The following is a 24,374-nucleotide window of genomic DNA, read 5'->3' as shown; positions in this document are numbered from 1 at the left end:
CTGCTTTGCCGAAGGAATGCCCCCGATGACCGTGATCCGCATCCAGCGTCCGTTCAAGAGGGGGAGCTTGCGATGGGCGACCACCGCCTTGGTGCTCGCCACCGTCGCGCAGCCTTTCGCGGCCTTCGCGCAAGACGCGCAACCCCCGGTTTCATCGGCCCTCTCTCCTCCGGCCGGTGAGCAGCCCGGCGTCGATTCCGCCGCCGCCGCGCTGGCCCGCTTCGGCATCCCGGCAGACAGGCTCTCCTTCAGCCTGAAGCCGGATGCCGGAGCGGCGCACTATCGCATCCGCATCCGCAACGGCCGCATCGAGGCACAGGGCACCTCCCCCGTAGCGCTGGTGCGCGGCGTGGTCGCCACGCTGGAAAAGCTTGGGCGCCTTCACGTCAGCTGGGAAGGCCGCCGCCTTGGCTCATTGGACGATCTGCCGGACATGGATACCGGCGAAGTCGCATCCCCCTTCTCGCTGCGCGCCTATCTCAATACCTGCACTTACGGCTATACCACCCCATGGTGGGGCTGGGACCGCTGGGAGCAGGAAATCGACTGGATGGCCGCGCACGGCGTAGACACGCCGCTGGCAATGGAAGGCCAGGAATACGTCTGGCGCGAACTCTGGCGCGAAAACGGCATGAGCGAGAGCGCAATCGCAGATGGCCTCTCTGCAGCGCCGTTCCTGCCGTGGCAGCGCATGGGCAACCTTGCGGGCTACCGTGCGCCGCTTTCGTCGGGCTGGATCGAGAAGAAGCACCAGTTGCAGCTGCGCATTCTGGCGCGCATGCGTTCGCTCGGCATGAAGCCGGTCCTGCCCGCTTTCGCCGGATATGTGCCCGAGGCATTCGCCAAGGCTCACCCCAAGGCGCGGATATACAAGATGCGCGCGTGGGAAGGTTTCCCGCCGACCTACTGGCTCGACCCGTCGGACCCGCTGTTCGCGCAACTGGCGGCCCGTTTCGTGACGCTGTACAACCGCACTTACGGCGAGGGGGAATACTACCTTGCCGATGCCTTCAACGAGATGATCCCCCCGATCGCGGAGGACGGCAGCGACGCCGCTGCCGCCGAGTACGGGGACTCCATCGCCAACACCGCCGCCACCCGCGCTGCGGCACTGCCGCCCGCAGTGCGCGATGCGCGTCTTGCCGCGTATGGCGAACGGCTTTTCGGATCGATCACCGCCGCCGCTCCCAAGGCTACGTGGGTCATGCAGGGCTGGCTGTTCGGTGCCGACAAGGCATTCTGGACGCCCGAAGCTATCGCAGCATTCCTCAGCCGCGTACCTGACGACCGCATGCTGATCCTTGACATCGGCAACGACCGCTATCCCGGCATCTGGCAAAAGACCGATGCTTTCGACGGCAAGGCGTGGGTCTATGGTTACGTCCACAATTACGGCGGCAGCAACCCCGTCTACGGCGATCTGGACTTCTACCGCCGTGACATGGCCGCGCTTCACGCCGATCCGCGCAAGGGGCGACTGACCGGCTTTGGTCTGTTCCCCGAAGGGCTGCACAGCAATTCGGTGGTCTACGATTACGCGTATGACCTTGCCTGGGGCGAGCCGGACCGGCCGATGGCCGAATGGCTTGGCGAGCACCTGACCGCGCGTTACGGCTCAGCATCCCCATCGCTGGTCAAGGCGTGGGAACAGGCGGCCGCAGGCGCCTATCGCACCCGCTACTGGGAACCGCGCTGGTGGCAGCAGCACGCGGGCGCCTATCTGTTCTTCAAGCGGCCGATGGCGGACGGTGCGGATTATCCCGATGCCCCCGGCGATCCGGCGAAACTGCGCCAAGGCATCGAGGCGCTTCTCGCCGCCGCTCCGCGCCAGCCCTCGACGCTTCTGACATACGACATCGTCGACCTGACCCGCCATTACGCCAGCCTCGAACTCGACCGGCTGCTGAAGGCGACGCTGACGGCCTACCGCGATGGCGAACTCGACGAAGGTGACCATGCGCGCTTCAAGATGGGCGCGCTGGCGCGGCGGATCGACGCCCTGGCAGGGAACCAGCAGGAAACGCTGGGTTCCTGGATCGCCGACGCGCGCGCTTACGGCGACACCCCCGCTGAAAAGGACCGCTTCGAGGAAGAGGCCAAGGCGATCGTCACCGTATGGGGCGGCGAAGGCCACTTGTCTGATTACGCATCACGCGCATGGCAGGGGCTTTACGCAGGATACTACCTTCCGCGCTGGGAAAGCTTCCTGACCGCGCAACGCGCCGCGCGGGCAAGCGGCAAGCCGGTTGACGAACCCGTGGCCGTCGGCGCCGTTCGCGCATGGGAACAACAGTGGATCGCCGATGGGCGCCAGTGGAAACGCAAGAAGCCCAAGGATCCGATCCGGCTCGTCCGCGATCTGCTGGAGGAAACCCGGCCATGACCGCCGCTCCTTTCCCCGCCAAACCGCAGCGTTTTGTCTCGCTGGACGTGTTCCGGGGCGCCACCATTTTCCTGATGATCCTTGTCAACACGGCTGGGCCCGGAGCAAAGCCTTGCACACAGTTGGTCCACGCCAAGTGGATCGGCTTCACGCTGGCCGACCTCGTATTCCCCTGCTTCCTGTTCGCGATGGGCAACGCGATGAGTTTCGCGACCCGCAAGCCCATCGCGACCGGGCCTTACCTGAAGCACCTGTTCCGTCGCGGCGCGATCATCTTCGCCATCGGCTTCTTCATGTTCTGGTATCCCTTCGTGCGCCACGACGCCGATGGATGGAGCATGGCGCCCTTCGCCCTCACTCGCATTCCGGGCGTGCTGCAGCGCCTTGCGCTTTGTTACGTGCTGGCGGGCCTGATGGTACGCTGGCTTGACTGGAAGAAGCTGCTGGCGGCCTGCGTCGTGCTGCTGCTGGGCTACTGGGCGATCCTGCTGACGTTCAGCCTGCCCGGAGAAGCCTATTCCAAGTTCGGCAATGCCGGCACCCGCCTCGACCTTTACCTGCTGCCCAAGGGGCACCTTTACAAAAAGGACGGCGGTTTCGATCCTGAAGGATTCCTTGGAACTCTCCCCGCAACCGTAAACGTGATCGCGGGCTATCTTGCGGGCGTGGCCATCCTGCGGGCAGGATCGCTGCAGAACACGCTACGGACACTCGCGCTGGCGGGGGCCGCACTTGTCATCGCCGCGCTGGCGTGGAGCCCGTGGTTTCCGATCGCCAAGAAGCTGTGGACCGGCTCGTTCGTCCTGCTTACCGTCGGCATCGCGCTGATCCTGCTGGCGGCTGCAAGCTGGCTTTTCGAGGTAAAGGGCGTGTCCGCAGGCAAGCGCTTCTTCACGATCCTGGGGCGCAATCCTCTGGCGATCTACCTGTTTTCCGAATTGCTGGTGATCACCATGAACCTTGTGCGGATACCGGGCTACGGCGGCCTTTATGACTGGATCGGCATCGCCCTGTTCCAGCAGCTTGTCCCCGGCCCCGTCGGTTCTCTGCTATGCGCGTTCATCTATACCATGGTGTGCTGGGGCGTGGGCTGGGCGCTTGACCGCAAGGGCCTGATCCTGAGAGCCTGAGGATCAGGACACAGCCGAAGCAAGACAGTGGACTGCTGCGCGACCCGCGATTTTGCCCAGCGTCGTCGCCGCAAGCAGGCCGTTGCCTGCAAGATATCCGTAGGAACCGTCGCCCGAAAGCCCCCGCGCTGCGCCTCCGCCTGCGAACAGATTGGGAAATGCGGTTCCATCTTCATGCAGCACGCGTGACTGGGTATCGATCACCAACCCGCCCTGCGTATGGAACAGCGCGCCGGTGACTTTGGCGGCGAAGTACGGCCCGGCCAGCACCTGCGACGGCGCAAAGGCCCGGCCGAACGCGTCTTCCCGTTCTCCCCGCGCGATCGCGGCCACTTCAGCGCAAGTCTCTTCCAGCGCGATCGCCGGCACTTTGATCACTTCGGCCAGATCCTGCAGCGTAGCCGCGCTTATTACTGCCCCGGCGCGCAGGGCGTCGCGGTAATCGTCGAAGTCGCTCATCAGGACGTGCAGCCGTTCGTCGAAGATCGACCAACCGACCCGACCGGGCTGCGCGTTCAGCTTGGCAGCCTGTTCGGAATAGCCTGCGGACTCGTCGGAAAAGCGCCGCCCCTCGACATTCACCTGAAAGCCGCCCTCCATGATCAGCGGCCACAGGATCGGCACGGCATGGCCCACCGCCAGCCCGCCATGCCCCTGATAGGCTGTCATGTCGGCAACCGCTGCACCCATCTCCAGGCCCCAGCGGATAGCATCACCCTTGTTGCCGGGATGCCCGTGGAACGTTGCCTCGGCCATGTCGGGGATGAACCGCGCGACCATCTCGGCGTTGCCCGCAAAGCCCGAACACGCAAGGATCAGGGCATCGCAGGTAACAGTCTCCGCACTCCCGTCAGGGCGAATATAACGCACACCGGTGACGCGGTCGCCGTGATGCAATACCTCTGCCACGGTTGCTTCGGTCAGTATCGGGATCTGCGCTTCGGCACAGGCAGCTTCCAGTGCCGCCATAAGTTCGCCCCCGGTCCGGTTGGGCGTCCCGTACATTCGGCGCACGCTATGTCCGGGATAGATAAACCCGTCGACCAGCTCCAGCGGCACCCCATGGCCGTCACGCAGCCAGGCGATCGTCTCCACCGATTCACGGGCGACATGCATTGCCAGTTCGGGATCGATGCGGCCCTTTGTCTTTGCCACCATGTCTGCGGTGAAGATTTCCGGCGTGTCGACTATGCCAGCGACAGCCTGCTCCGGCGTGCCGCTAGCCGGGATCATGCCGGTGGACATCGCGGTCGACCCGGAAGGCGAAGCGTCCCGTTCCAGCACCAGCACCTCGCCTCCGGCGTCATGCGCAGCAAGGGCGGCAGTCAGTCCGGTACCGCCTGCACCGACGATAACGATAGGGAAATGCATTGTGTCGCTCATGATCGAAACCTGTCCACGAGAAGGGCCGGACCACGAAGGTGCGAAGACGGCCTGAACACGCAGATGGAGAAAGCGCACCGAAACTGTCGTGCGCCGTCTTCCTGCCTTTTCAACAGACGAACAACGATCTTGGATAGAAATTCGCTGCTCGAACAGGTGCACACGAAGTCATCCATCCGGCAGCGATGAGAACGCTAGCCTCACCTTTGGTGACCACCACGCGCAGGAGTCCGGCCATGAGGAAAGAACCCAAGACCGCTTTCATAACCGGCAGTTCACGCGGGATTGGCAAGGCTCTGGCGCAGGCGCTGCTGGACAGGGGCATCAATGTCTACGTTTCGTCTTCGGATGCCGAAGAGGCCCGCCGCACTGCCCGCGATCTGCGGCAGCATCGTGCGCGCGCCGAGGGCGGCCCCTGCGACGTCACCAGCGCCGATGCGGTGCACGCCGCATGGGAAGATGCCTGCACGCGATTTGGCGGCATCGACATCTGGGTCAACAACGCAGGGCTGGCTCTCGGCGGTGGCCTTATCGAGATGCCGGATGCGGACATGGCGCGGATGCTGGATATCAACGTCATGGGCCTGGTTCACGGCTGCCGAACGGCGATCCGTGGCTGGCGGGAAAGCGGAAGGCCCGGCGCGCTCTATAACATGCTGGGTGCGGGCGCGGATGGAACGCCGATGCCGTTCATGAACGGCTATGCAACCACCAAGGCCGCCGTCACTTATCTGACCCGCTCACTGGCCATGGAGATGAGCGGCAGCACGGTGGTTGTCGGCGCGATCAGTCCCGGCCTTGTCATCACCGAAGGCTTCCTGCGCGAACATGCCAAGCTGGATGCCAAGGCTGCGCGCCAGCGGCGTGACTGGGTGAACCTTATCGCCGACCACCCGGAGACCACCGGCCGCTGGGCGGCGCGCATCCTGGATACCAACGCGCAGAACGCCAAGGTCTTCACCTGGCTGACCCCGCGCAAGATCCGGGACCGGCGCAAGGGCAGGCCGCGCGACGTGCTATCGCGCTACTTTCCCGAAGCACCGGCCTGATCATCTGCACCAAGAGCGTGAAGCAGGATGTTAGGCAGCATCGCATTGTCCCAGACCGGCTTGGTAGGCGGGCGTTCGCCGGTGCGCAGGATCACCAGCTGGCGTGACGGCACGATATAGACCACCTGGTTCGTGTTTCCATCGAACAGGAACAGATCTGGTGCCGCATAGGGCGCGGAGTGGAACGAGCGCCCGAACGTCACGTCCGGATTGGCCGGTCCACGCCACTCTGCATAAGGGCTGCCGATGTAGACGCCCAGACCTGCATGGGGGTTCTGCTCGGTCGGTGTGGTCATCGCCCTGACGAACCCGTTGGGCAGCAGTCGTCGCCCTTCCCACACGCCGTCACGGGCAAGGAGGATGCCCAGCCGCAGATAGGTTTCCGCAGGCATGAGCGCGCAGCAACCGGAATGCGGCGTGCCGCCTGCACGGTTCATCCATATCTGCCCGCCGCGCGCGCCGATCGGTGCCAGCACTTCGCGCGCGATCCAGTCCGCGAACGGCTTGCCAGTGGCCCTTTCGATCAGCGGCGCGATGAGTTCTCCATTAGCGTTGGAATATTCATATCGGCTGCCGGGCGTATCGACGAGCGGGTACTCATCGATGATGATGCGGTCGTGATACGGGTGCAGATAGGCACGATTGAGGATGTCGGCGGGGTCCGACGCCACACCTTGCGGCAGGAGGCCGGACCGCATGCCCAGTACTTGCCTGATGGTTATCGCCGCACGCGGCGTTCCGCGCCATTCCGTTATAAAATCCGCCATCGGCTGGTCGAGCGATGCGATATGCCCCTTTGCGATGGCCCGGCCGACCGCGATGACCGCCAGCGGTTTGGACAGCGACTTTGAAATGATGGGGGTATCATCGCGCACACCACCGAAGTAGCTCTGCTCCACCAGCCTGCCGCGATGCCAGACCATGAATGCGGAACTGTTATTTGCTGCGGCATAGTCCCGCGCCTTTGCCAGCGCCGCTTGGGGAATCGATCGGCCGGCCGGCAGCGGATGCCATTTTCGCACGCCCGGCAACGGGGCCAGCGTATCATATGCTGCCAGTCCCGTTTCGCCGGTTGCGTACTGGCGATAGCGCTTTGTGTAGAGTGCCTCCGCATCGCCTGCCGACATGCGGGAAGAAGGTGGAGGCATGGATGATGCACAGGCCGTCAGGCAAAACGCGACCAATCCGGTAATCGTCGTGGCGGGCAACGAAAGTCTCATCGCAGGTCCCCTATGCGGAAGCCGCAGAGTGCCGCGATCCTCTGTTCCTGCGAACGGCGGACAGTGTCTCTGTTCATCTGCTGAACAGAGAGGATCATTGCACGCGCCACGCTTGGCATTTCAGGCCAGACAAGAAACGTAAACCCAGACCACAGGGACGAGGACGCATGAACACTCCGCTCACCCCCGTTCTCAGGCAGCGCGGTCGCGCTTCGGTCGATTTTCTTGTGCACTTCGGCAAGGGGGCGCAAGGCGTGCGCGCTCAGCTTGAGCGGGAAATCGCCGGCGTGGTTCCCGATCCTGCGATGTTGCCGGACGATCTGGACGAGCGCGACGCGTGGATGGAAACCAGCCTTGGCGCAAGCCGCGCCTGGCGCGTGTCGAAAGCCGTCAGCGAATGGCATTCCACCATGCACGGCCTCATCGCCCGAGAAGCCTTCGAAGAAGTGCTCCCCGACCTTGAGCCTGCGATTGCCCGATACCAGACGGGTGGCCCAGCCTCACTGGAGCCCGCAGGACCGGAAGATAGCGCCCCGTCCTACTGGCAGGGTGTAAATTTTCATCGCACAGCCGGCGGATGGGAAGATCATCCGCAACAAGGATACATCCATGGCGAGATCGTCCACCGGAGACTGGTGGAAGCGATGTATCCCGGAGGTATCTTCCTGCAACGGCGCGCCATCGCGGCGATGCCGCCCCGCGACGATTATGCCCGCATTCTCGACATGGGCGCATCGACCGGCCACTTCACCGCCGCGCTTCAGGAAACTTACCCGTCCGCACAGATAACCGGCGTGGACCTTTCGCTGCGCGCGCTCGAACATGCACAGCGGGTGGCGAATGCACATGGCTGGCCATGGCGCCTGTATCAACGCGCCGCAGAGCAAACAGGCTTCGCCGATGGCTCCTTCGATCTTGTGGCATCCTACATCTTGCTGCACGAACTTCCCGCAGCCGCTATCCGCGGCGTGTTCGCCGAAGCGTTCCGCGTGCTTGAACCGGGCGGGGACATGATCATGAGCGACGTTACCCGATACGCCGACATGGACCGGCTGGGCGTCTGGCGCGCCGACAGCGGCGCCCGCTATGGCGGCGAACCTTACTGGCGTGAATCCGCCAGCCTGGACCTTGCCACAGTCGCCCGCGAAGCAGGCTTCGTCGACGTCAGCGCCGCTGGCCTTGGTCCACGCGCCTATCCTCACGTTGTCCAGGGCCGAAAGCCGCTATGACCGACCCCGACCCCAAGAGCTACAACCAGCCCGATCGCCGCACCCTGACCGATGCGGACAGCGGGCATCTTGCCGCCAGCCTCATCGCCCTGACACGCGAAGTATGGGTGCTGGCCGATCGGATAGCGGTAACCGAGGAAATCCTTGCCCGGCGCGGCATGGATATCCGTGCCGAAATCGACGCCTTCCAGCCCGACGCCCAATTCCAGACAAAGCTCAATCAGATGGGCGAGCGCCTTGTCGCACAGGTGGTGAATGCACTCAGCGGCATCGAAACCGCCTGACGCCCATAGCCAGCCCATGACCGAAAGCACCCTCACCGCCGCATCGCGCGGCCGCGCCCTGTTCACCATCACGCTTGTCAACTTCGTCTCTCTGGCGGGGTTCGGGCTGATGTTTCCGGTGTTTGCCGTGTACGGCCGGCAGATCGGAGCCAGCGGCATAGAGATCGCGGGCACCGTAGCCGCCTTTTCCTTCGGCGGTTTCCTGTCGAGCCCGATCTGGGGCCGTCTCTCCGACCGCTACGGGCGGCGCAACGTGATGTTCGCGGGATTGGCCATCGGCGCGCTGGTCTATGTCCTGCACATCTACGCGACGACCCCAGCATCTTTGCTCGTTGTACGCTTCGTCAGCGGGCTGACAAACGGCTGCTTCTCCATCACCTTCGCCGTCGCATCCGATATCTCCACGCGCGAAACCCGAACGCGGGATATGGGAATCGTCAGTTCGGGCTTCTCGTTAGGGTTCATCTTCGGCCCCGCCATCGGCGGCTTCGCGTCCAGCGTAACCGGGCAGGAGCACGCCTTTGTCCTCGTTTCGCTTGTCGGCGCGGCGATGGGACTGGTCGCTGCTGCGATGACATGGTTCATGCTGCCCGAAACCGGCACGAAGCACGATCCCGTTTCCGCCCCAGCCGCAATCGGCAGCATTGCCCTGCTTCGCTTGCCGGCATTCGCCACGCTGGCGTTCATCTCCCTGCTGGCGTCCGCAGCCTTTTCGAAACTGGAAGCGATACTGGGCCTTTTCGCCGATGACGTGCTGGGGCTGGACCCCTTGCGCATCGGCCTCATGTTCGCAGGTATGGGCGTGGTCACCACGATCACCCAGCTTACCCTGACCGGCCCCTGCTCACGCCGCCTTGGTGATCGCGGGACGATGCTGGTCGCGCTCGCCACGATCGGAGCTGGAATGCTTGTGCTGGGATGCGCGCATGACGTCTTCATCGCCGCGATCGGACTGACCGGGACATCGCTGGGCTTCGGATTGCTCAACCCCGCGCTCTCCGGGCTGACCTCGCACGCCACCCCTGCCGCAGCGCAAGGGATGGGGCTTGGTCTTGTGCAGGCAGCCAATTCGCTGGGCCGGGTATTCGGCCCCCTGATGGCCGGACCGCTCTACGATCTGCAGGGACCAGCCGCCCCGCTGCTATGGGGCGCTGCAATCTTCGCGGGCACGCTGGTTGCGGCCTGCGTGTTCCCGGTCGTCGCCACGCAGCGCACGGCCTGACATCTGCCTGCTATTTCGGCAGGTGAAAAGACCGTCGAACGCCATTCGACTTCGTCGCCAATCGACCGCCTAATTGCCGCCTGATCGATGGAGACGGCAATGAGCGAAGCGGCGGAACTGGTGCTTGAGGTGACGCAGCCTCCCGCCGAGCCGGATATCCGCGCGCCGCGCCGAGAAGGCGGCGCACCGCGTGAGCTCAGCCAGGCCGATCTCGTCGCTTACGGCCTTGCGGCGTTCGGCCCCGGCCTGTTGCTGAACCCGATGACGCTATATGTCCCGCAGATCTACGCCAAGGAATTCGGCATCAGCCTTGCCGCCCTTGGCACTGCGCTGGTGGTGCTGCGGATCGTCAACGCCTTTACCGATCAGGTCATCGGCTTCATCTCAGACCGCACACGGACGCGCTGGGGCGCGCGAAAACCGGCTATCGCCATAGGCGCAGCGCTGATCCTCGTCGCCGCGTTCTTCCTGCTGCGACCACCGCCGATGGCCAGCCTTGCCTACCTTGTCGGATGGAAGATCCTCTACGACTTTGCCTACACCCTTGGCGATATCAACTACACGTCCTGGGGCGCGGAACTGTCGAGCAATTACGACACCCGGTCTCGCATCACCGGGATGCGCGGGCTGGTCAGCCAGATCGGGAACCTGTGCAACGACGCGCTGCCTATCATTCTGGCATGGGCGGGACTTGTGGCCACGTCTGCCTATTCCATTCCGGTTCTGGGGTACTTCTTCGTCGTCGCGGTGATCGTGATCCCGCTGACGACCGCGATCAGTCTGGCGCGGGCTCCACAGGGGACGGCTCCGCCGGTAGAGCGGCCCCGGTTCTGGACGTTTCTTCGCAGCGTGCGCGGGAACCGGCCGCTTTGGCTCTACCTTGCCGCCTTCTGCCTTGGCGGAATGGGGCTTGGCACGCTGCAGATCATGTTCACGTTCTATGACGGCTACCTGCGGCTGGGCTCATGGTATCCCTATCTGATGACGGTGTTCGCGATCACCATGGCCTGCACCACGCCTCTGTGGACATGGATGGCGCGCCGCATCGGCAAGCACCGCGCTTACGTGGTGTCGGTCACCATCGTCAGCCTTGCTACGCAGGGCTACTGGTTCCTCGATCCCGACACGCTGACGCAGGAGTTCATCGTTTCGGTCAGCATGGTGATCGTGTTCTTCATCGGCATGGGAGCAAGCGCGATCATGGTCCTGAGCCCGGCGATCCTGGCCGACGTGGTCGATTATGGACGTCTGCGCACCCACGAACAGCGCACCGGCAGCTATTATGCCTTCTACATGCTGACCAGCAAGATCGCGACCGCCATCGGTGCTGGGACGGCATTCCTGCTACTCAGCGCCTTCGGGTACGACGCCTCGGCAGGCGCGGTGAATACGGGAACCGCCGCTTTCGGTATCCTGTTCACGGTCGCCGTGGTGCCTGCGATCCTGAAGATCGGCGGGGGTCTGATCATCTGGAATTTTCCGATCGACCGCCGCCGTCATGCGATCATCGAACGCCGCCTGATGCAGCGCGCCGCACGTTGACCCGTCCTTTCCATTTCGAAATGAAGGAAGCCGCCCGATGGCGAACGTCTATCTTGATGAAACCAACGTCGACGATCTTGGCCGAATGGTCACAAGCCTGCTGTCCGAGCTATGGATCATGCGTGACCGGATGATGGTGATGGAGGAACTGCTGGCCCGTCAGGGCATCCTCGACAGCGCAACGATCGACGGGTTCGACTGGGCCCCGGAACAGGCCGAAAAGGTGGAAGCGCTGCGCGATCAGATGGTCGGCTCCGTCCTTGGTGCCTCGCTGGGCGCGCGCGAACGGCATGTGGATCAGATGCTTGCACGGGCGGGATATTCCCGGCCTGCGTGACGGACAAAAAGGGAGGGCTGACCGTAACGGCGCCCTCTTTTTTTGCAGCTGTCAGGGCTTCACGGCGCGGGTCACCCAGGGATAGCCGTGGTCCCCCAGCGCATAGCCTTCGACATCGACGAAACCGATCGCGCGCAGTTCGTCTTCCCAATTCGCCAGGCACGTCTCGCGGAAATACGGCTCTTCCCGGTGATCGTTGTCCCACTCCAGCAAGACCGCATCGAAGATATCGACCGCACGGAACGGCGGAGGATCAGAGATGACGATTTCCCCGCCCGATCGCAGTATCCGGAACACTTCGCGGAATATCTCGCGGTTGACCTCTACCGGCGCCTCGTGATGGAGCGCGTAGCTGAACACGCCGTCGATGCTGCCGTCCGCCTCGCCGGTATCGCGCGCATCACATTGGCGCAGCGTCACCTTCAAACCGACGCGCTCCGCCATCCGGAAGCCTTCGACAAGACCTTGCCCGTTAAGGTCGCAACCAATCAGTTCGGCCTTGGGAAACACGCGATTGATCGACATGAGCGTGAAGATCCCGCCGCACCCGATTTCAAGGATGCGCTTCAAGTCGCTCTGCCGGAATTGCTGCACCACATTCACCCGCTGCGCGCCAATGTTCGAACCGGGTGGGACAGCTGCAAAGCCGCCATAGCGAAACACCCGACCGATCCCTGATCCCTTGCCGCCTAGATCATAATCGTCAGTACCATGGGGCGAGAGGTGGTAGTGGACGCCTTCGTAATAGGCAGGCAGCGGCGCCGCGGGGTCGAGTTCCAGCGTTCCGCCCGCGCCCTGCACCGGCGTGGCATCCTGCATCATGTGATAGTCGCGCATTTCCTCTACCGAAACGACATTGCGGCTCATCATCTCTTCGGCGACATAGCGCTGGACGAAGCGTTCGATCCGATGGATCGGCAGGCTGGCGGCAAGATCGATCGCAGCGTCGACACGTTCGGCGATATCGTCAGCCGAAGAATTGCCCTCGGCGTGCTCACGGGCCAGCTTTGCGCCCTGTTCGGTCGCAAGGAAATCTTCGCGCGCGACGGACCTCAGGCTGGTGGAGGAATATTTCAGCATCGCGCCCAGCACATCCAGACCGGCCCTGCTGCGCTGCAGGATATTGCTGGAATTCGGGTTCGACGTGGTGTTGATCTGCATGGCCATGACCCCGGCTCCATCGCTGGTAAGACAGGACCCAGGGATACAATGGCCTCCCTCCCTCCGTCGCCGGTCAGGGCATGCGGTTTTCGTCAGGTGAAATCCGTCTGCATTCTTTCGGCTGATGAGAGAGGTTTCAGCGCGCGGTTTCGCGCCGCTCTGCGTCGCTCCACGATCGGGGGCAGGCCAGCCGCTACCATCTGGCCCGTACCATTCGGAAGGACGAAAGCTTCATGAAGCGCACGATGATCGGGTTGGCCCTTAGCGCGGGCCTTGTTACGGGGATCGCCCCAACCACCCTGAACGCACAAAGCGTAGCCGAGATCGAAGCCGCCCGGACCGAGATCTGGGCGCTGGAACGCGCCATCTATGCGGGGCGCGCCAGGGGCGACCTCAGCAGCTATGCAGACAATCTTGCGAAGGGCTATCTTGCCTGGCCGCCCGTCTCAACCAAACCGCTCGGCACCACGACCCTCAAGGCAAGCGCTGCAAGCACCCATACCTCGCAGGAAAAGCTGGAAATGACCTTCGTGGATTTTTCCATGAACGGGAACACCGCCGTCATTTATTACAACACCCACCGCACGCGCCGGGCGGACGGTACGCCGTGCGACGATCACTTCGACACCACCCACACCTGGCTGCGTGAAGACGGAAAGTGGCACGTCTTCGCGGGCATGGCGCGCATCACACCCGGCACGGCGGCCCGCTGAAAACCACCATCGCCAAAGCGGCCCCGGACGCATGTCCGGGGCTTTCCTCATGATCAGAAGTTGAAGCGGCCGCGCAGGCCGAACTGTCGTTTGTCCGCCGCGAATGCCGCCATCGCAAGCCCGCCGGAAGGAAGCGCCTGCGTATCGCCGCCCGATTGCGCCGACTGGATTGAGCGATTGTCGAACAGGTTGGTCACGAAGAAGATGATCGAATAGCGATCGTTCTCCACCCCTGCCCGCAGATCGACGTTGGCATAAGGCGCGTACCAGTAGCTATTGGTGTTGTCCTGATAGCGGCGGCTGCGATACTGGATATCGCTTTGCAGCAGCAGGTCGAGATCCCCCGTAAGCGGCGTGCGATAGTTCAGGCTGCCGACCGCAGAATGGCGCGCCGATGCCTCCAGGCGATTGCCGTCCAGATTGACGAAGCAGCCCTTGAGATTGCCCTCGGTACGGATCGTGCAACCACCGGCAAGGGCGATGGTGATCGGACTGGTCGAAGGTAAATCGTAGTCGGTATAACGTGCATCAAGATAGGTGTAGCCGACCGAGAAAGTCAGGCCCGGCGCGATCACGCCCGCCAGTTCCACTTCTGCGCCATCGATCCGCGCGCCGCCGACGTTCTGAACAAGGCTGACGTTGCCTTGCGGGTTCACGCTGTAAGGCACCGGAACCAACGTCGATTCCTGCTTGTCCTTGTAGTCCATGCGGAAGATCGAGGCGTTGAACCGCAGGCGCCTGTTGAACAGGCTGGACTTGAAGCCGATCTCGTAGTTGTTGAGTTTTTCGGTGCCGAATGCCGCGTCATCGGGGTTCGGCGTCTGGACCTGAGACATGCCCGCCGGCTTAATCCCGCGCGAGAACGAGCCATAAAACATGAGGTCCGGGTTAACTTTGTAGGTCAGCCCCACCTTCGGCGCGAAGTAATTGGTGGACGTGCTCGCCTCGAACACGCTGCCGGTCAGCGTGAAGGGGTAGACCCCGTCCACCGCCGTGGTGGAAATACCTATGCTGCGCGCGAAGAGGTAATCGTACTTTTCCTTGCCATAGCGCCCTTCAGCCGAGATCGTCAGCTGATCTGTCAGGTCATATTCAGCGAGAGCATAGGCGGAATAATGCTTGGTCGTGCGCCCCTGATCCTGCGCCGGGCCATAGCCGCCCAGTAGCGCCAGGTTGGAGTAGATGTTCACCGGTTGGCCATCCACGCTGAAGCCCGCATTTGAAATGCTGCCAAGTTGCTGCGTCACGTCTTCCCACCAGTAAAGCCCGCCAACGGCCCAGCGAAAGCCGCTGCTGGCCTGATCGCCGATGCGCACTTCCTGGCTGAACTGCTTGGTCAGGGTCGCCGCGTCGAAGAAGAAGAAGCCCGTCGCGATGCCGCCTTCGGGAACTTCGGCAAGCTGGGTCACGCCAGCTTGTGTATAGGATGTCAGCGGGCGGCCGAAGAAGTCCGCATCCTGCCGCTGGCGCGAACGTGACCGGGCAAAGCCGGTCCAGGTGGACACCACGATGCTGTCGCTGACGGAAAATTCGCCGCGCAGGCTGGATAGGAAAGTCTTCACATGCGTGCCGGGAAAGTCTTCTCCCGTCGCCGGATCGGCCGACAGCATCACGCGCCCTATACCCTTGCCGATCTTCCCGCGCTGCGCGACGTAGCCGACCGAACCCAGCGTGGTTTGTGGTGCTCCGATGACCCCGACCTGCTGCCCGGCCACGTCCGAGGGCAGAGGGATAGCCTCGCGCATGTCCACCTCGGGCGCGCCGCCGATGTAGTATTGCGGGCGCACTTCATACGTGTCGTCCGAATAGCTGGCCCGCGCGACAAGCTTGACGTCGCTGGAAGGCTGGAACTTGGCCGCCACCGCGCCGCCCTTGGATTCGAAGCCGCCGATGCGCTTTCCGGTGACGTCGTTGTCATAGAAACCGTCGAAGTACGAATAGGCCCCGTTGAAGCGGAACGAGAGCGTATCTGTTGCCGGCAGATTGATCGCGCCTCTCAATTCGGCCTGGCTGTAAGTCGCAACTTCGCCGCTGACGTAACCTTCCACCCGGTCGCTCGTCGGTTCCTTGCTGATATAGTTGATCGCCCCGCCGAACGCCACGCGACCATACAGGGCGGATTGCGGACCTTTCACCACCTCGATCCGCTCAAGGTCGACAAGCTTCATGTTGGCAAGGTTGCCGCCGCCAGCAGACGCGATGGATTCCGATGAGATGTCGATCCCGTCCAGCAGGATACCCACGGGAGGACGGCCACGCGTGGCGGGAAGACCGCGGATGTTAGGGCGCACGTCCTGCTGGACAAAGCCCTTGTCCATGAAGATCCCGGGCGTCTGCTTCACGACGTCGGCCATGTCGCGGATGCCCTTGCTTTCGATCGCATCGGAGCTGAAAGCCTGCACCGTCAACGGCACCGACTGCAGCGTTTCTTCACGACGGCGGGCGGTGACGGTAATCTCGGTCAGTTGGCCGCCTTCCTCCGTGCGCGGCGCAGAGCCGCGCTCCTGCGCAAGCGCTGTCCCGGAGTAGGCATGAGCAAGGGCGATGATGCTCGCCGCGCGCATGATGGCGTAGTTCTTCATGGATACAGCCCCCTTTTCGATCTGATTGTTCTGGACCGACGTGTCGATCGTCCCCGGCCAAGGCGGATACGCCGGCTGCGGGATACAGGGGAGAAGTTCACCCGAGGGGCGCCAACCGCCAACTCGTTCGGATCGAGATATTCTTATCGTGGATACTTGCGACGTGGATTACGCATGCAGGCTCTCGCCTGGTGAATATGACAAGATGCCGGACCGCAAATTCGCGGGCCGGCATCGTCCAGTGCGTCTGCGAAGAATTCAGCTCAGCGGGCAGCCGTGCATCGGGCGTGACATGCTGGCCAGCACTTTCCAGTCACCGTCCGTTTTCTGCCAGACGTGGATGTTATCGTATGTCTGGTTGACCGCCGTGCCGTCAGGCATCCGCGTGCGGTGGTTCTGGTAATAGATGATCGCGGTATCGCCAGAGAGGCTGAAGTCGCGGAAGGTCGTCTCGATGACTTCCTTGTCGCGCCCGCGCATCGCCATCTTGCCTGCGCGCAGCTTGTCGATCCGGAAAGGCGTCGTCGTTCCGGCGGTCCAGGCCAGGAAGTTGGGAGAGGCATTGTCGACGTAGAAATCGACCATGCCTTTGCTGCGGCCCTGATAGATGGCCATTTCCTTGGCCCAGATGATGCGCTGGACTGCGGCGGCCTCGCTGGCCTTGCTGAAAGCCTCAGCGGCAAGCAAGCCGCAAGATGCCGCCAGTACACAACACGCAAGCGTCAGTTTACGATGGAAACGCATGGTCGATCCCGTGTCGAGAAAGCATGTGGGGCAGGCGCGCGCGAACGGCGAAATAGCCCAGAAGATAGAGTGCCGCCGCGCAGGTCAGCGCCGGCAAACAGATCTGCGTCAGGGCCAGACCCAGCGCATGGCCGTCCTCCGCGCCGCCACCGCGCGCCGCCGCGACCAGATAAGGGCCAAGCGTCTGGCCCGTGATCGTGTTGAACAGGCCGAATAGCGAAACGCAGATGCCGCGCATATTGCCAGGCACCAGTTCCTGCACGCCGGTCACCATCCCTGTACCAATCATCGGCATGAAGAAGCTGACAAGCCCCAGCGTCATGATCGCTGTCGCCGGCGTCGGCATGAATACCATCAGCGTCGCCGGGAACAGCATGGCGCAAACGGCGAAAAGGTAGAGGAACTTGCCTCCCGGATGCCCATGACGCGACACCCGGTCGACGATCACGCCTGCCAGCAAGGCGCCCAGTGTGCCAAGTACCATACCCACCGAGCCCTGCCACTGCCCGACCTCAGCCGGGATCATCGCAAAGCGACGCATCAGATATGTCGCGCCCCACGCGTTGATGCTGTACGTCATCATCACCAGCATCGCGAAGCCGCCATAGAAGGGCACGAATACGGTCCAGTTGCGCCTCAGATAGGCCAGCACATCGGAAAACGGCACGCGTGCGACAGCGCTGGCCGAGCCCCGCCGCACCGGCTCGCGAAAGGTCATCAGCAGCGCGATCACCGGAATGCCCAGCAGCCCGGACAGCACAAATGCCACACGCCACGCGCTCAGTCCGTCGAGCACCCCGATCCACGCAAAATGGCCTGCGGGAACCGCGCTGACAATCGCCCCGGTCAGCATGATCGAAAGCCCGCCTGCGAACGATTGTCCAAGCAGGTAAATGCTTATCGGCTTTCCACGCTGATCGGGCGGGAACATATCCCCGATCATCGAGACCGCACAGGGCGCCAGCGCCGCTTCGCCCAGCCCCACCAGAAGACGCGCCGTGAACAGTTCTCCGAATGAGCCTGCCAACCCGCCAAGGAACGTCGCCGCGCTCCACACCGCGATGCCCACTATCAGAAGCCGCCGCCGCGAGAAACGATCCGCCATGAGCCCAAGCGGAATACCCGCAACGGCATAGAACAATCCGAACGCCAGCCCCAGCAACAGGCTGATCTGCACATCTGAAATGCCAAGATCGCGCCGCACCGGATCGACCACCAGCGTCAGGATGCCCCGGTCAATCACCGATACGATCGACGCCGCGAACATCGCCACGACCACCCACCATGCCCTCAACCGGCTTGGATAGTCTACCTCGGCAGTACCCACACTCATGCCGGCAGGATGCGCAGCGAGGTATCGGTAGAGGACAGGGCCTCCGCTCCATCCGCCCGCACGACCATCATGTCCTCCACATGGGACGTGCCATAGCCGACCTCGTGATAGGGCATGTCCATGGTGAACACGGTGCCCTCCTCGAACACCATGACCTCCTCGAAGTACGCGGGATCGGGCTCGCTCCCGACCGGCCAGGGCTGGTCGGTATGCTCCAGTCCTACCGGATGCGCCCCACCCAGCCCGCGCTCGAAGCCATGCTGACACAGCACATCGCGGATGATCTCCGATCCGCGTGCATAGGTCATGCCGGGACGCACTTCCGCATAGAAAACCGCAAGCGCAGCCGTGTTCGCCTCTGCCCGACGCGCCACTTCATCGGGCGGCGTGCCGACGACGATCGTGCGACCAACGTCGCCCTTGTAGCCCAGATACTCGCCCACGCTGTCGATCTTGGTCGGCTCATCCTTCTCGACTACGCCTGAATTCAGTCCGCGCTGGTTGACGATGAGCCACAGCGACTTGCCGCCCAGTTCGCCCCATTTGCGCTGGTGCCCAAGGTCGATGTCCTGCAGCGGCTGGCCAACGTGCATGGTGGCTATGGCCGCATCCAGCGCCGCCTCGTTGCGAATTGCCGCCTGCCGCAGAATGGCGATCTCAGGCTCCGATTTGACCATGCGGATTTCTCGGAAAATGTTGAGCGCATCGACCGCCCTGCCATGGAAATCGGCCCCTAACACGCCAGGAACGCGCATGTCGTCGAAGCCCAGTGTCCCGCGCGTCAGCCCCGCCTTGGCCAGCGCATTCGCCAGCGATCCGCCCGCCGAAACGCTGGTCTTGCCCTCATATTCGGCGTAGAGCGCCATGAGCAGACGATCACGGTCGGTCATGCTGTCTTCGCGGATCGCTTTGGCCCAGGGGCTCGGCAAAGGTTCGGGAACAGCCCGTCCTGCTGCGTCCGTTCCGATCGGGTAGCTGAACACCTCGACATTGGGCATCCAGGTCGGCCGGTAGTCCAGATGATAGACCATCGATCCGTTGACGATCAGCGACGCTGGCGCCTCCCGGTTGCGCGGCAGCACTGCGAAGCTCGAATAATGGCGCCCCATCATCGCCGAAATGCCGAGGTGGCTGGAAAGGTAGTAGATGTTGCTGGGGAGCGCCGCAACGAGCCCGTCGAGCCCGTACTTGTCCATGATCCGATCGGCCCGGTCGCGGTGCACCAGCATCTCGCCCCGGCGCGTATGTTCGATCAGTTCGGGGGCCAGCCACCCGGCCAGCGTTCGTTCGCACAAGTCCGCACCATCGATCATCACGTCAACTCCTGACGGGCACCTCGCCTAGTGGTCGGTGGGCGCCCAGTTGCTTTCACTGGAGATGATTGACTCACGGTGCGCGACGGTCACGGAGAACCCGGCGAGTTATTCGTTAGTTGAAAATTTACGGCTATATCATTGTTTAAAGATGACAATTTTCACATTCCAACGACACGGTGCGCCAGTCGTCGTGTTATCGAGCGCCAAATGTCCGACAGGCGAACAGATTCAAATTCGATCTGAGCGATTTCAAAAAACTGTCGTGTCATCGCTCTCAGACAATCAGCCATACCGACGGCATGAGGGCTATAGCCGATCGGATGAGCCTAAAAAGGGGCAAGGCAGATGATGGAAAGCGGCGTTCCCATTCGGTCGGTCAGCCGGACCCTGGGTGTACTTCGGACAATCAACGAATTTGGCAGCGTGTCGATGTCGGAAATCGCCCGACATGAAAATCTGCCCTACCCTACCGCGTTCCGCATCATGCAGACGCTGCTGCACGAAGGGATGATCGAGCGCGAAGATCGCAGCAAGCGCTACCGCCCGACCGCTCTCGTCCAGTCGCTGGCCAGCGGTTACGAAGGGCAGAAGCTGCGCACCGCCGCGCAACCGCTGATGAGTGATCTGACGCGGGAGATCGGCTGGCCGGTGTTCCTGTCCGAACGCGTCGGCCGCCGCTTCGTAATCCGTGCATCGACCCATCACGAAACGACGCTGACCTTCTTCAACTGGAAGCCTGGCTGCACCTTTCCGGTGCTTGGCAGCGTGACCGGGATGGCCTGGCTTGCGTACCAGTCGGAAAACTGCGCGCACGATCTGCTGCGTGGCGAGATGGACCCCGACACCCGCAACGATATGTTCGATGTCGAAGAACTCCTGCGTTCGCTGGAGCAGGTGCGCACGAACGGCTATGCGTGGCGTCCGTCGGTCTACGAACGCAACGGGAAAACCGCCTCGCTGGCCATCCCGATCGTGCGTGACGGCAGCGTCGAAAATGTGCTGACAATGACGTATTTCGCCTCGGCCATGAAGGAAACCGTGGCTGTCGACCGATACCTCGACCGCTTGCGCAGTTCCGCCGAAACCATCGCAACCACACCTTTGCACTGAACCGTCATACCGGCCGCAGGGCTGCAAGATCGCGCGCAACACGCCGCAATGCAGGCAAGTAGCGTGAGTGCAGGTCGGCCATCGTCACCCGGTCTGCCTGCGTGCCGATGTTGACGGCTGCGATCACGCGGCCGTCGACGATTACCGGCACTGCAACCGAGCGCAAGCCGCGCTCCAGTTCCTGATCCATGATCGCGTAGCCTTCCTGTGCAACGTGATCGAGTATCTCCAGCAAGGCCGAGGGCTCCGTCACCGTCCGGTCGGTGCGCGCGGTCAACTCCGTTCGCCGTAGGTAAGCCTGCTGCGACGGCCGGTCGAGCCCCGCCAGTATGACCCGGCCCATCGATGTGCAGTAGAGCGGGAGCCGGCTACCCACTCGCAACGCGATAGACATGATCCGCGAAACTTCCGCCCGCGCAACGTAATAGACCTCGTCCTCCTCGATCACGCCAAGTGAGCAGGATTCGTGCAGATCGTCGCGAAGCTGGTCCAGCAAAGGCTGCGCGCGCATCGCGAGGCTACTGGACGAAAGATACGCGAAACCCAGCGCCAGCACCTTTGGCCGCAGCGCGTAGAGCGTCCCGTCCTGCACGGCGTACCCCAGTCTGACCAGAGTGTGCAGGCAGCGCTTTACCGCCGGACGGCTTAACCCCGTCAGTCGCGCCGCCTGGGCAATCGTCATTGGCCGCTCCCCATCGGCAAAGCAGCGTAAAACCGCAAGCCCGCGGGCAAGGGAGGTCATGAACTCCGGATCGCCTTGGGCATCCATTTGTCCGAAATCCTGCATTGGCACACCTAATCAACCGATTACCGGACAATATAACGTTTACCGATTGACGCAATACCGGACCGCGCCAAGATGCAAATCAACATCAATCAAAGCCTTTGGAGAGTCGGATGATCGACAAGGCCATCGACGGCGCCGCTGCGGCCGTCGCAGATATTCATGACGGTGCTTCGGTGATGATCGGCGGTTTCGGCACCGCGGGCATGCCCGATGAACTGATCGACGCGCTGATCGCACGCGGCGTCGGCGACCTCACCATCATCAACAACAATGCCGGAAACGGAGAACACGGTGTCGCCGCGCTGATCCGCGAAGGACGAGTGCGCAAGATCGTCTGCTCGTTCCCTCGTCAGTCGGACTCGCACCATTTCGACGCCGCCTATCGCGCCGGAAAGATCGAACTGGAGCTGGTTCCGCAAGGCAATCTGGCTGCGCGTATTCAGGCCGCCGGGGCAGGGCTTGGCGCGATCTTTACGCCGACCGGCTATGGCACCCTGCTGGCCGAAGGCAAGGAAGTGCGCGAGATCGATGGCAAGCATTATGTGCTCGAATACCCGATTCACGCCGATTTTGCGCTGATCAAGGCGCACAAGGGCGACCGCTGGGGCAACCTCGTGTTCCGCAAGACTGCCCGCAATTTCGGGCCGATCATGGCGATGGCAGCGAAGACCACCATCGCGCAGGTTGCGCAGATCGTGCCGCTTGGCGATCTCGACCCCGAAGTCGTGGTGACGCCGGGTATCTTCGTCCAGCGCGTTGTTCCAATCGTTTCTGACAATATCGCCATAGCTGCCTGAAAGGAGAGGATAAAATGAATCGCCTCAACCGCGATCAGATGGCCGCCCGCGTGGCCCGCGACATTCCCGAAGGTGCCTACGTCAACCTCGGCATCGGCCTGCCCACCAAGGTCGCCAACTACTTGCCAGCCGAGCGCGAGATATTCCTGCAGAGTGAAAACGGCCTGCTGGGAATGGGGCCCGCCCCTGCTCCCGGCGAGGAAGACTGGGAACTTATAAACGCTGGAAAACAAGCAGTTACGCTGCTAACCGGAGGGTGTTTCTTCCATCATGCAGACAGCTTCGCGATGATGCGCGGCGGGCATCTGGACATCTGTGTTCTGGGTGCTTTCCAGGTTTCGACAACCGGCGACCTTGCCAACTGGCACACCGGGGCGCCTGATGCGATTCCGGCCGTCGGCGGGGCCATGGACCTTGCCATCGGCGCCAAGCAAACCTTTGTTATGATGGAACTTCTGACCAAGCAGGGCGAGAGCAAGCTGGTCGAGGAATGCACTTATCCGCTGACCGGTCTGGGCTGCGTATCGCGGGTCTATACCGATCTGGCCGTGTTTGACGTCGGCCCCGACGGAGCAAGCGTCATCGAGATGGTCGAAGGGCTGACAATCGAGGAATTGCAGCGGGTTACCGGCCTTAACCTGAACTTTTCCAAGTCCGTCGAAGCCGCCTGAGCGCGCGGCACCCAAACGGCACCTAACGGCACTCAACGCACCCCTAAGGGGGGCATAGGACGACCCTGACATGACGCAAGCATTCATCTGCGACGCCATCCGCACGCCCATCGGCCGCTACGGCGGTGGCCTGTCGAAAATCCGCGCCGACGACCTCGGAGCCGTGCCGATGCGCACGCTGATCGAGCGCAACCCCTCGCTCGACCCCGCCGCCATCGAGGAGGTCTTCTACGGCTGCGCCAACCAGTCCGGCGAAGACAATCGCAACGTCGCGCGCATGAGCCTGCTGCTGGCGGGGCTGCCGCATACGGTGCCCGGCGTCACGCTCAATCGCCTGTGCGCATCCGGCCTTGAAGCGGTGGGCACGGCGGCGCGCGCGATCCGCAATGACGAAATGGCGCTGGCCATTGCCGGCGGCGTCGAGAGCATGACGCGCGCGCCCTTCGTCATGGGCAAGTCCGACAGCGCGTTTGGACGCGCGCAGAAGCTTGAGGACACGACGATGGGCTGGCGCTTCGTCAACCCGGCGCTCGATGCCCTCTACGGCACCGAGACGATGCCCCGCACCGGCGAGAATGTGGCGCAGGATCACGGCATCAGCCGTGCCGATCAGGATGCCTTCGCCCTGCGCAGCCAGCAGCGGGCTGCAGCCGCGCAGGCAAATGGCTTCTTCGCCGAGGAAATCGTGCCCGTCACCGTGCCGGGCAAGAAGCGCGGCGAGACGCTGGAAGTATCCATCGACGAGCACCCCCGCGCCGACACCACCATCGAAGCGCTGCAAAAGCTCAAGCCCCTGTTCGGCCCCGAAGGCACCGTGACCGCAGGCAATGCATCGGGCATCAACGATGGCGCCGCAGCGATGTTCGTCGCCAGCGAAGCCGCCGCCAAGGCCCATGGCCTGACGCCGCGCGCGCGCATTCTCGGCATGGCCTCTATAGGTGTCGAGCCTCGCGTCATGGGCATCGGCCCGCTGCCCGCGACGCTCAAACTGATGGACCGCCTTGGTCTGACCATCGCAGATTTCGATGCGATCGAGCTGAACGAGGCTTTCGCCAGTCAAGGCCTTGCCGTCATGCGCGGTCTGGGCCTGCCGGACGACGCGCCGCATGTGAACCCCAACGGCGGCGCGATCGCACTGGGCCACCCGCTGGGCATGTCGGGTGCCCGCATCGCCATGAGCCTTGTCCATCAGCTGGAAAAGACCGGCGGCAAGCGCGGCCTTGCTACCCTTTGCATCGGCGTGGGCATGGGCCTGGCGCTGGCGGTGGAGCGGGTCTGATCCGTGGGTAATTCCTCCCCGAGCTTTCTCGGGGAGGAATGGGTTCAGACCAGTTCCTTGAGCGGCACGCCCGCGTCGGCCAGCTGCTCCACGTCCGGCGTG

Annotated in this window: 21 protein-coding genes; 13 read left to right on the top strand and 8 right to left on the bottom strand. The window is 63.0% G+C overall.

Going from position 1 to position 24,374, the window contains the following annotated elements; translation table 11 throughout:
* Nucleotides 1-25 precede the first annotated feature (25 nt).
* Both A8V01_RS00105 and A8V01_RS00100 read left to right on the top strand, forming a co-directional pair.
* Nucleotides 26-2,383, top strand: coding sequence for an alpha-N-acetylglucosaminidase (locus A8V01_RS00105; protein ID WP_103093924.1), 2,358 nt, complete (start codon nt 26-28; stop codon nt 2,381-2,383).
* The gene (locus tag A8V01_RS00100; RefSeq protein ID WP_103093923.1) at nt 2,380-3,513 is read left to right on the top strand and encodes an acyltransferase family protein; all 1,134 of its coding nucleotides are present in this window, start codon (nt 2,380-2,382) and stop codon (nt 3,511-3,513) included. Before A8V01_RS00105 ends, A8V01_RS00100 begins: the two co-directional genes overlap by 4 nt.
* 3 nt (nt 3,514-3,516) lie before the next feature.
* On the opposite strand, the gene A8V01_RS00095 is transcribed toward A8V01_RS00100, so the two are convergent.
* Entirely contained in the window at nt 3,517-4,896 is a 1,380-nt protein-coding gene (locus A8V01_RS00095) for an FAD-dependent oxidoreductase (RefSeq protein ID WP_245892164.1), read from the bottom strand.
* A 236-nt stretch (nt 4,897-5,132) separates the two neighbouring features.
* On the opposite strand from A8V01_RS00095, the gene A8V01_RS00090 reads away from it, so the two are divergent.
* A complete protein-coding gene (locus A8V01_RS00090) occupies nt 5,133-5,945 on the top strand; it encodes an SDR family NAD(P)-dependent oxidoreductase (protein ID WP_170065783.1) in 813 nt (270 codons plus the stop codon).
* On the opposite strand, the gene A8V01_RS00085 is transcribed toward A8V01_RS00090, so the two are convergent.
* Nucleotides 5,921-7,165: a serine hydrolase domain-containing protein gene (locus tag A8V01_RS00085; protein WP_103093921.1), complete on the bottom strand. Its 1,245-nt coding sequence runs from the start codon at nt 7,163-7,165 to the stop codon at nt 5,921-5,923. The genes A8V01_RS00090 and A8V01_RS00085 overlap by 25 nt on opposite strands.
* A 167-nt stretch (nt 7,166-7,332) precedes the next feature.
* Between A8V01_RS00085 and A8V01_RS00080 the strand changes: the two genes are divergently transcribed.
* The 5 genes from A8V01_RS00080 to A8V01_RS00060 all read left to right on the top strand — a co-directional run bounded on the left by A8V01_RS00080 (nt 7,333) and on the right by A8V01_RS00060 (nt 11,779).
* Nucleotides 7,333-8,394, top strand: a complete 1,062-nt coding sequence (locus A8V01_RS00080; RefSeq protein WP_103093920.1) for a class I SAM-dependent methyltransferase — start codon at nt 7,333-7,335, stop codon at nt 8,392-8,394.
* A complete protein-coding gene (locus tag A8V01_RS00075; RefSeq protein WP_103093919.1) occupies nt 8,391-8,678 on the top strand; it encodes a hypothetical protein in 288 nt (95 codons plus the stop codon). The genes A8V01_RS00080 and A8V01_RS00075 overlap by 4 nt, the downstream gene beginning before the upstream one ends.
* A gap of 16 nt (nt 8,679-8,694) precedes the next feature.
* Nucleotides 8,695-9,900 carry an MFS transporter gene (locus A8V01_RS00070; RefSeq protein ID WP_170065782.1) on the top strand — a complete coding sequence of 402 codons (1,206 nt, stop codon included), beginning with the start codon at nt 8,695-8,697 and terminating at the stop codon, nt 9,898-9,900.
* Between the two features lie 99 nt (nt 9,901-9,999).
* Complete coding sequence (locus A8V01_RS00065; RefSeq protein WP_170065781.1) at nt 10,000-11,442, top strand: MFS transporter; 1,443 nt, start codon at nt 10,000-10,002, stop codon at nt 11,440-11,442.
* 37 nt (nt 11,443-11,479) lie between these two features.
* Nucleotides 11,480-11,779: a hypothetical protein gene (locus A8V01_RS00060; RefSeq protein ID WP_103093916.1), complete on the top strand. Its 300-nt coding sequence runs from the start codon at nt 11,480-11,482 to the stop codon at nt 11,777-11,779.
* A gap of 51 nt (nt 11,780-11,830) precedes the next feature.
* On the opposite strand, the gene A8V01_RS00055 is transcribed toward A8V01_RS00060, so the two are convergent.
* Entirely contained in the window at nt 11,831-12,946 is a 1,116-nt protein-coding gene (locus A8V01_RS00055) for a class I SAM-dependent methyltransferase (protein ID WP_103093915.1), read from the bottom strand.
* 227 nt (nt 12,947-13,173) lie between these two features.
* Between A8V01_RS00055 and A8V01_RS00050 the strand changes: the two genes are divergently transcribed.
* A complete protein-coding gene (locus A8V01_RS00050; protein ID WP_103093914.1) occupies nt 13,174-13,653 on the top strand; it encodes a nuclear transport factor 2 family protein in 480 nt (159 codons plus the stop codon).
* Between the two features lie 53 nt (nt 13,654-13,706).
* Here the strand turns inward: A8V01_RS00050 and A8V01_RS00045 are convergent, their stop codons facing one another.
* The 4 genes from A8V01_RS00045 to A8V01_RS00030 all read right to left on the bottom strand — a co-directional run bounded on the left by A8V01_RS00045 (nt 13,707) and on the right by A8V01_RS00030 (nt 19,625).
* Complete coding sequence (locus A8V01_RS00045) at nt 13,707-16,235, bottom strand: TonB-dependent receptor (RefSeq protein WP_103093913.1); 2,529 nt, start codon at nt 16,233-16,235, stop codon at nt 13,707-13,709.
* Nucleotides 16,236-16,493: 258 nt separating this feature from the next.
* A complete protein-coding gene (locus A8V01_RS00040) occupies nt 16,494-16,979 on the bottom strand; it encodes a nuclear transport factor 2 family protein (protein ID WP_103093912.1) in 486 nt (161 codons plus the stop codon).
* Nucleotides 16,963-18,312 (bottom strand): MFS transporter, encoded by a 1,350-nt coding sequence (locus A8V01_RS00035; RefSeq protein ID WP_103093911.1) that lies wholly within the window; start codon nt 18,310-18,312, stop codon nt 16,963-16,965. The genes A8V01_RS00040 and A8V01_RS00035 overlap by 17 nt, the downstream gene beginning before the upstream one ends.
* Nucleotides 18,309-19,625, bottom strand: a complete 1,317-nt coding sequence (locus A8V01_RS00030; RefSeq protein WP_103093910.1) for a M24 family metallopeptidase — start codon at nt 19,623-19,625, stop codon at nt 18,309-18,311. The genes A8V01_RS00035 and A8V01_RS00030 overlap by 4 nt, the downstream gene beginning before the upstream one ends.
* Nucleotides 19,626-19,973: 348 nt before the next feature.
* Here A8V01_RS00030 and A8V01_RS00025 point away from each other — a divergent pair, with 348 nt between their 5' ends.
* Nucleotides 19,974-20,738, top strand: coding sequence for an IclR family transcriptional regulator domain-containing protein (locus A8V01_RS00025; protein WP_103093909.1), 765 nt, complete (start codon nt 19,974-19,976; stop codon nt 20,736-20,738).
* A 4-nt stretch (nt 20,739-20,742) separates the two neighbouring features.
* On the opposite strand, the gene A8V01_RS00020 is transcribed toward A8V01_RS00025, so the two are convergent.
* Complete coding sequence (locus A8V01_RS00020; RefSeq protein ID WP_245892161.1) at nt 20,743-21,480, bottom strand: IclR family transcriptional regulator domain-containing protein; 738 nt, start codon at nt 21,478-21,480, stop codon at nt 20,743-20,745.
* A gap of 155 nt (nt 21,481-21,635) precedes the next feature.
* Between A8V01_RS00020 and A8V01_RS00015 the strand changes: the two genes are divergently transcribed.
* From A8V01_RS00015 to pcaF, 3 genes are all read left to right on the top strand, one after another.
* Nucleotides 21,636-22,322 (top strand): 3-oxoacid CoA-transferase subunit A, encoded by a 687-nt coding sequence (locus A8V01_RS00015; RefSeq protein ID WP_103093907.1) that lies wholly within the window; start codon nt 21,636-21,638, stop codon nt 22,320-22,322.
* Nucleotides 22,323-22,336: 14 nt separating this feature from the next.
* On the top strand, nt 22,337-22,993 hold the full coding sequence (locus A8V01_RS00010) for a 3-oxoacid CoA-transferase subunit B (protein WP_103093906.1): 657 nt from the start codon (nt 22,337-22,339) through the stop codon (nt 22,991-22,993).
* Nucleotides 22,994-23,063: 70 nt separating this feature from the next.
* Nucleotides 23,064-24,272 (top strand): 3-oxoadipyl-CoA thiolase, encoded by a 1,209-nt coding sequence (gene pcaF, locus A8V01_RS00005; protein WP_103093905.1) that lies wholly within the window; start codon nt 23,064-23,066, stop codon nt 24,270-24,272.
* The last annotated feature ends 102 nt before the right edge of the window (nt 24,273-24,374 follow it).

The sequence above is a fragment of the Novosphingobium guangzhouense genome (assembly GCF_002896965.1).
Taxonomy (GTDB): Bacteria; Pseudomonadota; Alphaproteobacteria; order Sphingomonadales; family Sphingomonadaceae; genus Novosphingobium; species Novosphingobium guangzhouense.
This window is presented reverse-complemented; position numbering and strand designations above follow the sequence as displayed.